11 protein-coding genes and 1 riboswitch are annotated in these 14,918 nt (G+C 71.4%); of the genes, 1 reads left to right on the top strand and 10 read right to left on the bottom strand.

Annotation, left to right across the window (positions count from 1 at the left end; translation table 11 throughout):
• Positions 1–125: 125 nt before the first annotated feature.
• Entirely contained in the window at positions 126–2,645 is a 2,520-nt protein-coding gene (locus AC5WAM_RS24220; protein ID WP_495518790.1) for an ABC transporter permease, read from the top strand.
• A 51-nt stretch (positions 2,646–2,696) separates the two neighbouring features.
• Here AC5WAM_RS24220 and AC5WAM_RS24215 read toward each other — a convergent pair whose 3' ends face one another.
• From AC5WAM_RS24215 to AC5WAM_RS24170, 10 genes are all read right to left on the bottom strand, one after another.
• Positions 2,697–4,049, bottom strand: a complete 1,353-nt coding sequence (locus AC5WAM_RS24215) for a class I SAM-dependent methyltransferase (RefSeq protein ID WP_495518789.1) — start codon at positions 4,047–4,049, stop codon at positions 2,697–2,699.
• A gap of 237 nt (positions 4,050–4,286) precedes the next feature.
• Entirely contained in the window at positions 4,287–5,672 is a 1,386-nt protein-coding gene (locus AC5WAM_RS24210; RefSeq protein ID WP_366791517.1) for an NAD(P)/FAD-dependent oxidoreductase, read from the bottom strand.
• A 442-nt stretch (positions 5,673–6,114) separates the two neighbouring features.
• The gene (locus AC5WAM_RS24205; RefSeq protein WP_495518788.1) at positions 6,115–7,071 is read right to left on the bottom strand and encodes a Ppx/GppA phosphatase family protein; all 957 of its coding nucleotides are present in this window, start codon (positions 7,069–7,071) and stop codon (positions 6,115–6,117) included.
• A gap of 200 nt (positions 7,072–7,271) precedes the next feature.
• The gene (locus AC5WAM_RS24200) at positions 7,272–7,793 is read right to left on the bottom strand and encodes a DUF501 domain-containing protein (protein WP_495518787.1); all 522 of its coding nucleotides are present in this window, start codon (positions 7,791–7,793) and stop codon (positions 7,272–7,274) included.
• 30 nt (positions 7,794–7,823) lie between these two features.
• Positions 7,824–8,321 (bottom strand): FtsB family cell division protein, encoded by a 498-nt coding sequence (locus AC5WAM_RS24195; protein ID WP_366791519.1) that lies wholly within the window; start codon positions 8,319–8,321, stop codon positions 7,824–7,826.
• 81 nt (positions 8,322–8,402) lie between these two features.
• Positions 8,403–9,683 carry a phosphopyruvate hydratase gene (eno, locus tag AC5WAM_RS24190; RefSeq protein WP_138960126.1) on the bottom strand — a complete coding sequence of 427 codons (1,281 nt, stop codon included), beginning with the start codon at positions 9,681–9,683 and terminating at the stop codon, positions 8,403–8,405.
• A 267-nt stretch (positions 9,684–9,950) separates the two neighbouring features.
• Positions 9,951–10,691, bottom strand: coding sequence for a transglycosylase family protein (locus tag AC5WAM_RS24185; protein ID WP_366791520.1), 741 nt, complete (start codon positions 10,689–10,691; stop codon positions 9,951–9,953).
• Positions 10,692–10,695: 4 nt separating this feature from the next.
• A riboswitch (cyclic di-AMP (ydaO/yuaA leader) is annotated at positions 10,696–10,881 on the bottom strand.
• 191 nt (positions 10,882–11,072) lie between these two features.
• Complete coding sequence (locus tag AC5WAM_RS24180) at positions 11,073–12,179, bottom strand: LysM peptidoglycan-binding domain-containing protein (RefSeq protein ID WP_495518786.1); 1,107 nt, start codon at positions 12,177–12,179, stop codon at positions 11,073–11,075.
• A gap of 129 nt (positions 12,180–12,308) precedes the next feature.
• Positions 12,309–13,604, bottom strand: coding sequence for a cytochrome P450 family protein (locus tag AC5WAM_RS24175; protein ID WP_366791522.1), 1,296 nt, complete (start codon positions 13,602–13,604; stop codon positions 12,309–12,311).
• Positions 13,605–13,847: 243 nt separating this feature from the next.
• Positions 13,848–14,825 (bottom strand): nucleoside triphosphate pyrophosphohydrolase, encoded by a 978-nt coding sequence (locus AC5WAM_RS24170; protein ID WP_495518785.1) that lies wholly within the window; start codon positions 14,823–14,825, stop codon positions 13,848–13,850.
• Positions 14,826–14,918 lie beyond the last annotated feature (93 nt).

Genomic DNA, 14,918 nt, shown 5'->3' with positions numbered 1-14,918 from the left:
GTGGCCCCGGCCGCCTCCCCTCGCCTCTCGCCGAACCTGCGGGCCGTCTGTGGCTGCTCGCGCAGTTCCCCGCGCCCCTTTCGGGGCGCTCCCGCCCCCAGGCCCGCCCTCACCAGGACCTCACCATGTTCCGTACTGCCCTGCGCAACGTGCTCGCGCACAAGGCCCGGCTCTTGATGACCGTGCTCGCCGTCATGCTCGGCGTCGCGTTCGTCTCCGGCACGCTGGTCTTCACCGACACCTTCGGCTCCGCCTACAAGAACAAGTCGGCGAAGAGCTTCGACCACGTCTCCGTCGCCGTCCGCCCCGAAGGCGGCTCCCACGACGACGACGGCCAGGAGGCCAAGCAGGCCCCCCGGCTCACCGACGCCCTGCTCGGCAAGGCCAAGGAGCTGCCCGGCGCGGAGTCCGCGATCGGCGCGTACTCCGGCTTCACCGCCGTCGCCGACAAGGACGGCAAGCTCGTCGGCGGCGACTGGGGCACCACCGGCGCCAACTACTACCCCGGCAAGGGCGGCAAGGACCCGCGCTACGACTTCACCGAGGGCCGGGCCCCGAAGTCCGGGGCGGACATCGCCCTCGACAGCCGTACCGCGGACCGCGCCGGATACAAGGTCGGCGACACCGTCCGCTACTCCACCGACGGCCCCGTGAAGACCGCGAAGATCTCCGGCATCTTCGACACCGACGACGGCAGCGTCGTCGCGGGCGGCAGCCTCGTCGTCTTCGACAACGACACCGCGCGCAAGGTCCTCGGCAAGTCCGAGTACGACGAGATCGACGTGAAGGCCGCCGCGGGCACCAGCGAGACCGCCCTGAAGAGCGCCGTCGAGAAGCTCCTGCCGAAGGACACCGAGGCGGAGACCGGGGCCTCGCTCAAGGACGAGCAGGACCGGATGATCGAGCAGAACACCAGCGCCATGAGCCAGGTGCTGCTGATCTTCGCCGGGATCGCGCTGTTCGTCGGCATCTTCATCATCGCCAACACCTTCACGATGCTGGTCGCCCAGCGCACCAAGGAGCTGGCCCTGATGCGGGCCGTCGGCGCCTCGCGCCGCCAGGTCACGCGCTCGGTCCTGATCGAGGCGTTCATCGTCGGCCTGGTCGCCGCCGTCGCGGGCTTCGCGCTCGGCATCGGCGTGGCCGTGGGCCTGGAGTCCCTGATGAACGCGGGCGGCGCCTCGCTGCCCGACGGGCCCCTGATCGTCGGGCCCACGACGATCGTGGTCGCGCTGCTCATCGGCGTCGTCGTGACGATGCTGGCCGCGTGGCTGCCCGGCCGCCGGGCCGCGAAGATCCCGCCGGTCGCCGCCATGAACAGCGTCCACGCCTCGCCCACCACGCGCGGCCTGGTCGTGCGGAACACCATCGGCTCGCTCATCGTCGCGCTCGGCGTGGTCATGCTCTTCATGGAGGACAACTACGTGATGGCGGGCGGCGCCGCCGTCGTCCTCGTCGGCGTCATCGTCCTCACGCCGCTGCTCTCCCGCCCGTTCATCGCCGCCGCGGGACCGCTGCTCAAGCCGTTCGGCGTCACCGGCAAGCTGGCCCGCCTCAACTCGGTGCGCAACCCGCGCCGCACCGCCTCCACGGCCTCGGCCCTGATGATCGGCCTGACCCTCATCACCGCGATGACGGTCATCGCGACCTCGCTGGGCAGCGCCATCAACAAGATGGCCGCGGGCTCCCTGAAGGCCGACTACACCGTCTCCATGGCCAACTACCAGCCGCTGAGCCCCAAGGTCCGCGCCGACCTGGCCGAGCTGCCGGACGTCGAGGCGTCCAGCCCGCTGCGCTCCACCTGGGGCGAGGCCGACGGCACGTCCACGCGCATCACCGGTGTGGACCCCCAGTCCTTCGGCAAGCTGGTCTCCCTCGACTACACCAGCGGCTCCGCCGCCGGCTTCAAGGGCGACAGCGTGCTCGTCGACGACGGCACGGCGAAGAAGAAGGGCCTGAAGGCGGGCGACACCGTCCCGGTGAAGTTCGACGACGACAAGACCGTCCGGCTGACGGTCGCGGGCGTGTACGAGTCGAACGAGATGCTCGACGGCCTGTTCACGCCGACGGCCGTGGTCGACCCGCACCTCAACAAGATCGCCGACCAGCAGGTCCTGCTGAAGATGAAGGACGGCGTGAGCGACGCGTCGGAGGACGCCGTCGTCAAGGCCCTCGGCGACAACCCCGCCATCAAGATCCAGGACAAGGACGACATCAGCAACGAGATCGGCGGCGCCATCAACCTGATCCTCAACATGCTGTACGGCCTGCTCGCCATGGCCATCCTGGTCGCGGTCCTCGGTGTCATCAACACCCTGGCGATGTCCGTCTTCGAGCGGAAGCACGAGATCGGCATGCTCCGCGCGATCGGCCTCGACCGCGCGAAGGTCAAGCAGATGGTGCGCCTGGAGTCCGTCGTGATCTCCCTGTTCGGCGCGGTGCTCGGCGTCGGCCTCGGCCTCTTCCTCGGCTGGGTCGCGGGCGACAGCATCTCCGGCTCGGTGAAGACGTACACCATGGAGATCCCCGCCGGGCGGATCCTGCTCTTCCTCGCCATCGCGGCGGTGGTGGGCGTGCTCGCGGCGGTGTGGCCCGCGCGGAGCGCTGCGCGGCTCAATCCGTTGCAGGCCATCAAGTCCGACTGACGTCGGGCTGAGCGGGGGCCCGGGTGCACCAGCACCCGGGCCCCCCTTTTTTCAATGCTCCGTCTGCGGGTCCGTCGTGGCTTGTCGCGCAGTTCCCCGCGCCCCTTCGGGGCGCCAGTCCCGGGCGCGTAGCGGCATGTTCGATCTGCCGTCCTCCGGGGTTCTGACCGCCAGGACCTGGTTGACCCCGATGCGGTTGCGCTCGAAGGCCAGGGCCGACGCGGCCATGTAGAGGCGCCAGATGCGGGCGCGGCCCGGCGTCGTCAGGCGCTGGCCCCGCTTCCAGTCGGCCTCCAGGTTGGCGACCCAGCGGCGCAGGGTGTGGGCGTAGTGCTCGCGGATGGACTCCACGTCGCGGACCTCGAAGCCCGCGCGCTCCAGGAGGCCCACGGTGGTGCCGAGCGGGGCCAGTTCGCCGTCGGGGAAGACGTAGGCGTCGATGAACTCGTCGACGGAGTACGCCGCCTCGTCGCCGAGGGGGCGGCGCGCGATCTGGTGGTTGAGCAGCCGCCCGCCGGGCTTCAGGAGGGTGTGGAGGTCGCGCGCGTAGTCCAGATAGCGCTCGGACCCGACGTGCTCGGCCATGCCGATGGACGAGATCGCGTCGTACGGGCCGTCGCGCACGTCGCGGTAGTCCTGGACGCGGATCTCCACGCGGTCGGTCAGGCCCTCCTCCGCGATGCGCTTGCGGGCGTACGCGGCCTGCTCGCGGGAGAGCGTGACGCCGACGACGTGCACGCCGTGCTCGCGGGCGGCGTGGATGGCCATGGAGCCCCAGCCGCAGCCGACGTCGAGGAGGCGCATGCCGGGCTTCAGGCCGAGCTTGCGGCAGATCAGTTCGAGCTTGTCGCGCTGGGCGTCCTCCAGGGTGCTCCCGGGCTCCTCGAAGTAGGCGCAGGAGTAGACCATGGAGGGGCCGAGGACCAGCTCGTAGAAGTCGTTGCCGACGTCGTAGTGGTGGCTGATGGCCTGCTTGTCGCTGCCCTTGGTGTGCCGGTGCAGCCTGCCCTGCTTGCGCATCTCCTCGCGCGGCACGGGCGGCGGCACGAACGGCGCGGCGAGCGTGAGCAGCGAGCGGACGGCGGCGCGCACCCGCGGGTCGCGCAGGGACTGCCGCAGCGTGGGGGCGTCGTCGTCGCGCTCCCAGATGAACTCGGCGAGCAGGTCGAGGGCTTGGTAGAGGTCGCCCTCGACGTCGAGGTCCCCGGCCACCCAGGCCCGGGCGAGCCCCAGCTCCCCCGGCTTCCACAGCAGCCTGCGCAGCGCGCGCCGATGGCGTACGACGAGGACGGGTGCCCCCGGCGGACCGTCCTCCGAACCGTCCCAGGCACGGATCCGAACGGGGAGCCGGGCTCCCAGCACCTGTTCGGCAATGTCCTTCAGCCGCGAAGCGGCGTCCTGCATGGCACACACCTCCGCAATGGGGTACCCCGGAACGGTCCGACTCCACGTAAACACCACCGACGCGTGCGCGCAGTCCCGTCACGGCGTCACGAATCGGCAAAATACGTGTACGTGACATGAAAATCGGCCGGGGGCAGCGCTCCTTCCCGTTCTTCCCACCGGGACGCGAAAAACCCGAAGGGCCCCCGCTCCACGGATAGCGGGGACCCTTCGGGTCAATGCGGCGTGCGCCGGACCTTAAGAGGCCTTGGCCTTCTCCTCGACCGGAGCGGCGGCGGCCGGCTTGGGCGCGGGCTTGGCGGCCTCGTAGAACTCCTCGCGCGGGGTCTCCATCGCACCGAGGGAGACGACCTCGCGCTTGAGGAACATGCCGAGGGTCCAGTCCGCGAAGACGCGGATCTTGCGGTTGAACGTCGGCATCGCCATGCCGTGGTAGCCACGGTGCATGTACCAGGCGAGACGGCCCTTGAGCTTGATCTTCATCTTGCCCATGACGATCATCGCGACGCCCTTGTGCAGGCCGAGACCCGCGACCGCGCCCTTGTTGGCGTGGCTGTACTCCTTCTGCGGGAAGCCCCGCATGCCGGAGACCACGTTGTCGCCGAGGACCTTGGCCTGGCGCAGGGCGTGCTGGGCGTTCGGCGGGCACCAGGCGTTCTCGTTGCCCGCCTTGCGGCCGACGAGGTCCGGGACCTGGGCGTTGTCGCCCGCGGCCCAGATGTAGTCGGTGCCCTGGACCTGGAGGGTCGTCTGGGTGTCGACGTGGCCGCGCGGGCCGAGCGGGAGGCCGAAGCGGGCGAGCGCCGGGTTCGGCTTCACACCGGCGGTCCAGACGATCGTGTTGGAGTCGACCTCCAGGCCGTTCTTCAGCACGACGTGGCCGTCGACGCAGGAGTCCATGGAGGTGGAGAGGTAGACCTCGACCCCGCGGCTCTCCAGGTGCTCCTTGCCGTACTGGCCGAGCTTCGGGCCGACCTCCGGCAGGATCTTGTCGGCCGCGTCGACCAGGACGAAGCGCATGTCCTCGCGCGACACGGTGTTGTAGTACTTCGCCGCGTCGCGGGCCATGTCCTCGACCTCGCCGACGGTCTCGGCACCGGCGAAGCCACCGCCGACGAAGACGAAGGTCAGCGCCTTGCGGCGGACCTCCTCGTCGGTCGTGGAGTCGGCCTTGTCCAGCTGCTCGAGCACGTGGTTGCGCAGGCCGATGGCCTCCTCGATGCCCTTCATGCCGATGCCCTGCTCGGCGAGGCCGGGGATCGGGAAGGTGCGGGAGACCGCGCCCATGGCGATGACCAGGTAGTCGAACGGCAGCTCGTACGCCTCGCCGACGAGCGGCGCGATCGTGGCGACCTTGCGGTCCTGGTCGATGGTCGTGACCCGACCGGTCAGTACCTCGGCCTTGGGCAGCACGCGTCGCAGCGGGACGACGACGTGCCTCGGCGAGATGCTGCCGGCGGCGGCTTCGGGGAGGAAGGGCTGGTACGTCATGTACGAGCGCGGGTCGACGACCGTGACGGTCGCCTCGCCGTAGCGCATCTTCTTGAGAATGCGACGAGCTGCGTACAGGCCTACGTACCCACCGCCTACTACGAGGATCCTGGGACGCTCCGTGGTGCTCATGCCATTGAGTATCCACCCCCTCGGAGGGGGTCGCTCGTGCGCCCCTTCACAAGGATGGGTGGGGCCTCTGCTACACTTCGCCGCCCACGTGACGGAGGTCATGACACCTCAGGGGAACCAGCCGGTGCCGCGAGTCGTTGTCAACCCCTCGTGAGCAGCCACTCCGGGCCGCAACACCGGGTGAACCACTCCTCGGTTCACACCCCTGTAACACCTGCGATGCGCCGCGAGCGTCAGTCTCGCGCCTTCAAAACCCCGCCTGCGGGCCCGAAACTCCTCGGAACCACGCCCTACTGGGCCGTTTTCCTTGTGAAGAACTTCACGAACTTTCCCGACGGAGTGTCGCCGCCGGGCCGCCGAAGCCGCCCGACGGCTGCTCAAACGACATCCGCCCCGCTCAAGCGATGATCCACCGGGCCCCGCCGAGGAGACCCGCGCGGGGCTACGCGCCGAGCTCCTCCGCCACCTTCCAGGCGATGCCGTCCAGGATGTCGTGTTCGCTCACGACCACCTCGCGGGCACCGACCCGCTCCATGATCGAGAGCAGCACGAGGGCGCCCGCCGCGATCACGTCGACCCGGCCCGGGTGCATCACGGGGATCGCCGCGCGCTCGGCGTGCGTCGACTGCGCGAGCCGCTCCACGATGGCCTTGACCTGCTCGTACGAGATGCGCGAGTGGTGGATCGCGGCGGACTCGTACGCGTCGAGGCCGAGCGCGATCCCGGCCACCGTGGTGACCGAGCCCGCGAGCCCCACCAGGGTCCGCGCCTCGCGCAGCGGGACTGTCTCCTCGGCCAGGTCGAGCGCCGCGGCGATGTCCGCGCGGACGGCGGCGAGCTGCTCGGCGGTCGGCGGGTCGGTGACGGCGCCGTCGCGCACGAAGTGCCGCTCGGTCATGCGCACGCAGCCGACGTCCACGGAGCGGGCCGCCCGGACGCTGCCGTCGCCCACGACGAACTCCGTGGAGCCGCCGCCGATGTCCACGACGAGGTAGGGCGTCTCCAGGTCGGCGCGGCCCGTCAGCTCCTTGGTGGCGCCCGTGAAGGAGAACTCCGCCTCCTGGTCGCCGCTGATCACCTCCGGCTCGACGCCGAGGATGTCCAGGACGCCGCGGACGAACTCCTCGCGGTTCTCCGCGTCGCGCGACGCGGAGGTCGCCACGAAGCGGGTGCGCTGCGCGCCGTGCTCCTTGATGACGGCGGCGTACTCGCGGCAGGCCGCGAAGGTCCGCTCCAGGGCCTCGGGGGCCAGGCGGCCCGTCTTGTCCACACCCTGACCGAGGCGGACGATCTGCATGCGGCGGTCGAGGTCGACGAGCTCGCCGGTCCGCGGGTCCGCGTCCGCGACGAGGAGGCGGATCGAGTTCGTGCCACAGTCGATGGCGGCCACGCGGGTCACGCTGGGTGCTCCTTTGCGTTGACGGGTAGGGGGCAGCGGGGGGCTGTGCCCACCCGTTCCGCCCTGCGGAACGATGGCCCACACCGGGAAGACGGACGATCAGGCGCTCCGCGTCGGGGCCGGTCCTCGCACAGCTGGGGCTTGCGGGTGGGCGGGTGGGGGGCGATCCCGCCGCGGTAGCGGCGGGTCCGGGTACCTGCTCAGCCCTCGGCAGGAGAAACGCACGGGCCCTTGCGCCACCACTCCGGGAGCATGGCGATGGCCTCGTCGCCCAGGGGGTTCACGCCGGGGCCCGCGGCCAGGGAGTGGGCGACCAGGACGTGCAGGCACTTCACGCGGTCCGGCATGCCGCCGGCCGAGGGAAAGCCCTCCAGGACCTCGATGGAGTCGCGCCGGGCGATGTAGTCCTCGTGCGCCGCGCGGTACGCGGCGGCGAGCTCCGGGTCGGTCGCGAGCCGCTCCGTCATCTCCTTCATCACGCCGTTCGCCTCCAGCGTGCCGATCGCGGAGGCCGCGCGCGGGCACGACAGATAGAACGTCGTCGGGAACGGCGTGCCGTCCTCCAGACGGGGGGCCGTCTCGACCACGTCCGGGTTGCCGCAGGGGCAGCGGTGGGCGATGGCCCGCAGGCCGCGCGGCGGGCGGCCCAGCTGCTCCTGGAACGCGGCGATGTCGGCGTCCGTGGGCGCGGTGGACTCGGTCTGGGGCGGGGGCGTTTCCATGCCTGTCTTTCGGTGGGTGCGAGGGTCGGATCAGTTGTCGTCGGGACGGCCCGCGGCGCCGGAGCCGTCCGCCTTGTCGATGCCGTCCCAGACGTTGGAGTACCAGGGCCGGTCGGTGCCGCCCCCGTCGGGGCGGTGGCGGTCGGCGGCCTGGGGGTCGATCACCGTGAAGCCGGTCTCGCCGGGCATCACGTAGTGCAGCCGGTCGCGGATGCGCTGCTCGGCGTAGGCGTCGTCCTGCCAGCGGGCCTTCTCGTCGCGCAGGCGCTCGACGTTCTCGCGGTGCTCGGCCTGCTTCTGCCGCTGCTCGGCGATCTCGGCGCGCTGCGAGACGTACTGCCGTATCGGGTAGGCGAGCGCGACCACCAGCGAGCACACCACGAGGACGAGCAGCGCCGCGCGCCCGGTGAGCCGCGAGCGGCGGGCCTGGCGCTTGGTCTGGGAGCGGTAGACGCGCTCCGCGGTCTGCTCGCCGAGCAGCTTGAGCCGCGTCGCGGTGGAGAACCGGTCGCGGTTCCGCACTGCCATGTCCGCCTCCCCACTACGTGCGTACGTCCCCGCACACGGTACGGGACCGAGTACGGGGACGTACGTACGACTGGCTAGGCCTCAGCCCTTGAAGCGCGGGAACGCGCTGCGGCCGGCGTACACCGCGGCGTCGTCGAGGATCTCCTCGATGCGCAGGAGCTGGTTGTACTTGGCGACGCGGTCCGAGCGGGCCGGGGCGCCGGTCTTGATCTGGCCGCAGTTCACCGCGACGGCGAGGTCGGCGATGGTGACGTCCTCGGTCTCGCCGGAGCGGTGGGACATCATGCACTTGAAGCCGTTGCGCTGGGCCAGCTCGACGGCGTCCAGGGTCTCGGTCAGCGAGCCGATCTGGTTGACCTTGACGAGCAGCGCGTTGGCGGCGTCCTCGTCGATGCCGCGCTGGAGGCGCTCGGGGTTGGTGACGAAGAGGTCGTCGCCGACGATCTGGACCTTGTCGCCCAGCTTCTCGGTGATGATCTTCCAGCCGTCCCAGTCGTCCTCGTACAGCGGGTCCTCGATGGAGACCAGCGGGTACGCGGAGACCAGCTCGGCGTAGTAGTCGGTCATCTCGGCGGCCGAGCGGGACTTGCCCTCGAACTCGTAGGAGCCGTCCTTGTAGAACTCGGACGCGGCGACGTCGAGCGCCAGCGCGATCTGCTCGCCCGGGACGTAACCGGCCTGCTTGATGGCCTCGACGATGAGGTCGAGGGCGGCGCGGTTGGACTCCAGGTTCGGCGCGAAGCCGCCCTCGTCGCCGAGGCCGGTGGACAGGCCCTTGTTCTTCAGGACCTTCTTCAGCGTGTGGTAGACCTCGGCGCCCCAGCGCAGGGCCTCGGAGAAGGACTCAGCGCCGATCGGGGCGATCATGAACTCCTGGATGTCGACGTTGGAGTCCGCGTGGGATCCGCCGTTCAGGATGTTCATCATCGGCACCGGCAGCAGGTGCGCGTTCGGGCCGCCCAGGTAGCGGAAGAGCGGCAGGTCGGAGGCCTCGGAGGCGGCGTGGGCCACGGCGAGGGAGACGCCGAGGATGGCGTTGGCGCCGAGGGAGCCCTTGTTGTCCGTGGCGTCCAGGTCGAACATGGCCTGGTCGATCAGGCGCTGCTCGGTGGCGTCGTAGCCGACGAGCTCCGGGCCGATCTGCTCGATGACGGCGAGGACGGCCTTCTCCACGCCCTTGCCGCCGTAGCGGTTGGCGTCTCCGTCACGGAGTTCGATGGCCTCGAAGGCGCCGGTGGAGGCGCCGGACGGGACGGCCGCACGGCCGGTGGAGCCGTCGTCGAGGCCGACCTCGACCTCGACCGTGGGATTGCCTCGGGAGTCCAGGATTTCCCGGGCTACGACGACGTCGATGGACGGCACGAGCATCTCCTTATGGGATGTGACGCGGGGTACGCGGGGGTACTAGGGGCCGCGCTGGCCCCTGCGACACGAGCCTAACCGGCTCCGGGGCATCGGCCATCCGACCGCCCAGCACATGGACGGACCGACGGACCGAACGCGGATAGTTCCCTCAGCAAACAAACTACCGGACAAAAAGGTACCGCCCCGGTGCGGCGGGGGGACGCGCACCGGGGCGGTAGCCCATGGGGACGGGGCGGCTCCGGGCGCTGCCGGGGCCGGGGCGGGTCAGCTGAGGTGCAGCTGCTGGCCCGGGTAGATGAAGTCGGCGTCGGAGACGATGTCGTCGTTCAGCTGGTACAGCTTCTGCCAGCCGCCCTTGACGTCGTGCTCCTGGGCGATCTTGGACAGGGTGTCGCCGGACTCGACCTTGTACTCGCCGTCGCCCTTCTTCACGACCTTGCCGGTCGGGGTCTGGACGGTCTTCTTCTCGACCTGCGGGGCGGCCTGCTGCGGCTGGTGCTGCGGCTGCGGCTGCGGCTTGGGAGCGGCCTGCTGCTGCGGCTGGGCCTGCTGCTGCGGCCGCGGCTTGTTCTGCTGCTGCGGCTGCTGCTGGCCACCGCCGGAGGAGCCGCCGCCGGTGTACGGGGAGCCGGACAGGCCCACGCCGCACTTCGGCCACGCGCCCTTGCCCTGGCCCGCGAGGACCTTCTCGGCGATCTCGATCTGCTGGGCCTTGGAGGCCTTGTCGGCGGTCGGCGCGTACTTGGTGCCGCCGTACGCCGCCCAGGTGGAGGCGGAGAACTGGACGCCGCCGTAGTAGCCGTTGCCGGTGTTGATGGACCAGTTGCCGCCGGACTCGCACGCGGCGACGCGGTCCCACTCGGCGGGAGTGGCGGCGTTGGCCGTGCCGGCCGCCATCAGCGGGGCGGCGACAGCGGCACCGGTGACACCGACGACGGTGGCGGCGCGGGTGGCCTTGTCGAGCTTGGTCGGACGACGGTGCTTGCCCTTGCCGGAACGCAGCATGAAGTGATCCCCTCACCGACGCCTGCGAGGTGAGCTGTCGGGTTCGGGCGGGTGAGTGCCCGGCCGCACGTCCTAGCGCGCGACTTCACCCCTAGCCGTGTCCGTACGTCCCGCGGTCTGGCGACCGCTCAACGTCCGGGCCCGGCACTTACCTTGGGTCCCCCGCTCCTGCCTTCGGCGCTCGAAGCGACGACTGTTCCCGTCCGGCCGTTGGCAGGATTCGGCGTACCGACCGGCGGGGCCCGCTGTGGCGAGCGGTCATGACCGTAGTCAGGCAATCAGCCGAATTTCAAAGACGATCAGGGCTTCTGAGACCCATCTCTCACTTGCCTCTCACCGTCTTTAAACCGGACATTCATCGCGAACTGCCGGGCTTTCGGCCTACTTCCCGCCCGGCTTCCCCTCCGTCACTTCCTTGTCCTCGGCCCCCAGTTCGAGCCGCTGACCGGGGAGGATGAGGTCCGGGTCGGAGCCGACGGTCTTCTTGTTGCCCGCGTACAGATCCGTCCAGCCGCCGTCAAGGTCGTGGCTGTCGGCGATCGCCGAGAGGTTGTCGCCGGAGCGGACCGTGTACGTGCCCGCGGCGCGCCCGGCGGCGGGGACGTCCCGCGCGTCGCCGCGCGAGGCGTGGCGCCCGGGGCCGGTGTCGCCGGACGGGGCGTTCTCGTCGGCGCGGTCGCCGCGGTGGCGGCCGGAGGTGCCGTCCCGGGACGCGTCGTCCGAGCCGGGCCCGGCGCTGTCGGACTCCCGCGGCGAAGCGCTGTCGTGCGCACCGGACTTGTCGGAGCCGTCGGCGGCGGGCTTGCGGTGCTTGCCGCCGCGCCCGTCGCTCTTCTCGCCCGCCTCGGCGCGGTCGGCGCCGCCGTCCCGGCTGTCCGCTTCGTGACTCTTGTCTCGCGCGCCGGCGGAACCGCCGGGCCTCTCGGCCTTCCCGGAGCCGTCCGCGTCCGTGGCGGCGCCCGCGCGCTCGCCCTTCGCGTCCTTCTCCTCGCCCGCGCCCTTCTTGTCCTTGTCCTTCTCCTTGCCCTCGTCCTTGCCGGACGTCGCGGACCCCTCGGAGTCCGCGGGGCGCGGCGGGGACGTCGGCAGGCCCGGGTCGACGTCGGCGGCCTCGCCGCCCTTCGTCAGGCCGGCGGCCGGGGCGCAGTTCGGCCAGGCGTCGGGGCCCCGGTCGGCGAGCACGTTCTCGGCGACGTGGATCTGCTGGGAGCGGCTCGCCTGGTCGGCGCTCGGCGCGTAGGACAGGCCGCCGTACCGCTCCCAGGTGTCCTGGGTGAGCTGGAGGCCGCCGTAGTAGCCGCTGCCCTTGGCGCTCCACGCGCCGCCGCTCTCGCACTCCGCGACCTTGTCCCACGTCTCGGCGTCCGCCGCGCTCGCGCTCGACGCACCGAGGAGCGGGATGGCGATGGCGGATCCGGTGACGCCCGCCGTGACGAGGATCGCCGGGACCTGGCGGGGGCGACGGTGACGGCCTTGGCCGGAGAGCATGCAGGTGCCTTTCGTGGACGACAGGTCGGGCGCGGCGCGAGCGCGCGAGCGCGCGGGTGCCGGGCCGTCGTGAACGTAGCGGCACTCGAACGCCAGTCACAAGTCGGTTCAGCCGAGATCACGCGAAAGTCACATTGTTGACGGCCCATCAGCACGAGTGACCCGCGGGGCGGGTGTGAAACGCACCGGCAACGTCCTGAGGCCCCGCATGATGAGCCCCCCGCGCCACCTCAACTCCTCAGGGGCCGCGGCCAGTTGCAGGTCGGGCAGGCGGCGCAGCAGGGTGGCGAGGGCGGTCTGCCCCTCCAGGCGGGCGAGCGGGGCGCCGAGGCAGTAGTGGATGCCGTGGCCGTAGCCGAGGTGCTGGTTGTCGCGGCGGGAGAGGTCGAGGCGGTCGGGCTCGGCGAAGCGGTCGGGGTCGCGGTCGGCGGCGGCGAGCACGACGAGCACCGGGTCGCCCGTGGCGATGTCCTGGCCGCCGATGCGCAGCGGCTCGGTGGCGAACCGCCAGGTGGCCAGCTCCACGGGCCCGTCGTAGCGCAGGAGTTCCTCCAGGCCCGTGGCGAGGAGACCGGTGTCGCCCGCGGCCAGGGAGCGCTCCAGGAGGGCCCGCTGCTCGGGGTGGGTGAGCAGGGCGTACGTACCGTTCCCGATGAGGTTCACGGTCGTCTCGAAGCCGGCGAAGAGGAGGATGAAGGCCATCGCCGCGGCCTCGTTCTCGGTGAGGTGCTCGCCGTGGTCGGAGGCGCGGATGAGCCCGGAGATCAGGTCGTCGTCGCCCTCGTCCGCGAGGGACTCCCGCTTGCGGTGGATGAGCTCGGCGAGGTAGCCGCGCATCTTCTTCACCGAGCGCGCCACGCCGCCGCGCGGGCCCCCGCCGTGCCGGATCATCATCCCGGCCCAGTCCCGGAAGTCGTCCTGGTCCTCGCGCGGTACGCCGAGCATGTCGCAGATGGCGTAGATCGGCAGCGGGAACGCGAACTCGTGGATGAGGTCGGCCTCGCCCCGCTCCGCGAACCCGTCGATGAGCTGGTCCGTCAGCTCCTGCACCCGGGACTCGAACTCCGCCACGCGACGCGGTGTGAACGCCTTCGACACCAGGCGACGCAGCCGGGTGTGGTCCGGCGGGTCGATGTTCAGCAGATGCGTCATCAGCTCGGCCTTGCGCTCGCCCGGGATGCCGGTCTTGCCCTTGGCGTGCGCGGGCTCGTCGTGGTGGGCCGGGTTCTTGCTGAGCCGCTGGTCGGCCAGGGCCTGGCGCGCGTCCGCGTAGCGGGTGACCAGCCAGGCCTCGACGCCGCTCGGCAGGCGCCGCCTGGTCACCGGGGCGTGCTCGCGGAGCCAGGCGTAGGCGGGGTAGGGGTCGCTGGCGAACTCCCAGGTGAAGAGCTCGGGCTCCGGGGGGACGGGGGGGTTGTCGTGCATGCGGTCGACGGTAGCCGCCCGTCCCTCGCGGGGCGCCCCAGGCCCGCCCCTTCCCGATCCGGGGGCTGCCGCCCCCGTGCCCCTGCCCTTATCGGCGCTCCGCGCCTCGTCCTCAAACGCCGGACGGGCTGGACGGTGCCGCTTGCGGCTGTGTTTCAGCCCCTCCGGCGATTGAGGAGCGGGGGTCTGGGGGCGGAGCCCCCAGGAAGCGGGAAGGGGCGGGTCAGGGGCGCCCCGCGAGGGTTACGCCGTCTCCGCCGTGCGGATCGCGTCGCGGTAGGCGCGGGCCGCTGCCCGGAGTGCTGCCTCGGGGTCCACCCCGGTGGACTCCGCGCGGACGGCCATCGCCAGGAGTTCGTAGCCGATGCCCTCGCCCGTCGGCAGCGGGACGTCCAGGGCGGCCGTGCGGGCGCGCGAGGCGAGCTTGGCGGCCAGGGCGAGGCCGGGCTGGCCGAGGGGGATGCCCTCCGTCACGGAGTCGCGCTGCTTCTCCACCGCCTTGGTGCGCAGCCAGTGCGCCTTGACCTCCTCGGGCGTCGAGGCCGTGTCGTCGCCGAAGACGTGGGGGTGGCGGTGGACGAGCTTGTCGACGATGGTGCCCGCCACGTCGTCCACGGAGAACGGCTCCTCCTCGTCCTCCTCCGCGATGCGCGCGTGGAAGACGACCTGGAGCAGGACGTCGCCCAGCTCCTCGCGGAGCTCCGTGCGGTCGCCGTCCTCGATCGCCTCCACCAGTTCGTACGCCTCCTCGATGCCGTACTTCGCGAGGCTGCGGTGGGTCTGGCGCGACGACCACGGGCACTCGGCCCGGATGCGGTCCATGACCTGGACGAGGTCGAGGAGGCGGGCGCCCGGCAGGTCGTAGGAGCCGGGGAGCAGTTCCAGGTCCGGCATGGCGTGGCGGCCGGAGCCCGCGAGGCGGGCCAGGCCGTCCGTCAGCGGGCGGTCGCCCTCGGCCGTGGCCAGGACCAGGACGGTGCGGCCGCCCGCGCAGGCGCGCACCAGTTCCTCGGCGGTGGGCGCGGCCTGCTTGACGTCGACGCCCGCCTCGCGCAGATACGGCAGCTGCGGATGGGCGGCGTCGGCGCACAGCACGTCGTCGGCGCCGTGCAGGGCCTGCCAGGCGGGCCAGGACAGGAGGCCGGGGGCTACGCGGTGGCTGGTGGTGAGCAGGACGACGCGCCCCGCCGGGGTTTCGTTCACCGCTCGAACGTAACCCACGCCTCCGACAGCGGGCGGCCCTCGCGGTACGCCTCCTCGAACGCCGGACGGGCTAGAAGATCTCGGCTGCCGCCCGCCGGACAGATTCAGCCC

Source organism: Streptomyces sp. JLYT201 (genome assembly GCF_059448825.1).
This window is presented reverse-complemented; position numbering and strand designations above follow the sequence as displayed.

What these genes read in the sequence shown, in the direction of transcription:
- AC5WAM_RS24210 (WP_366791517.1), bottom strand. Translation starts at nt 5,672, where the DNA reads ATGAGCACCACGGAGCGTCCCAGGATCCTCGTAGTAGGCGGTGGGTAC.
- AC5WAM_RS24215 (WP_495518789.1), bottom strand. Translation starts at nt 4,049, where the DNA reads ATGCAGGACGCCGCTTCGCGGCTGAAGGACATTGCCGAACAGGTGCTG.
- AC5WAM_RS24220 (WP_495518790.1), top strand. Translation starts at nt 126, where the DNA reads ATGTTCCGTACTGCCCTGCGCAACGTGCTCGCGCACAAGGCCCGGCTC.
- AC5WAM_RS24180 (WP_495518786.1), bottom strand. Translation starts at nt 12,179, where the DNA reads ATGCTCTCCGGCCAAGGCCGTCACCGTCGCCCCCGCCAGGTCCCGGCG.
- AC5WAM_RS24200 (WP_495518787.1), bottom strand. Translation starts at nt 7,793, where the DNA reads ATGGAAACGCCCCCGCCCCAGACCGAGTCCACCGCGCCCACGGACGCC.
- AC5WAM_RS24185 (WP_366791520.1), bottom strand. Translation starts at nt 10,691, where the DNA reads ATGCTGCGTTCCGGCAAGGGCAAGCACCGTCGTCCGACCAAGCTCGAC.
- AC5WAM_RS24175 (WP_366791522.1), bottom strand. Translation starts at nt 13,604, where the DNA reads ATGCACGACAACCCCCCCGTCCCCCCGGAGCCCGAGCTCTTCACCTGG.
- AC5WAM_RS24195 (WP_366791519.1), bottom strand. Translation starts at nt 8,321, where the DNA reads ATGGCAGTGCGGAACCGCGACCGGTTCTCCACCGCGACGCGGCTCAAG.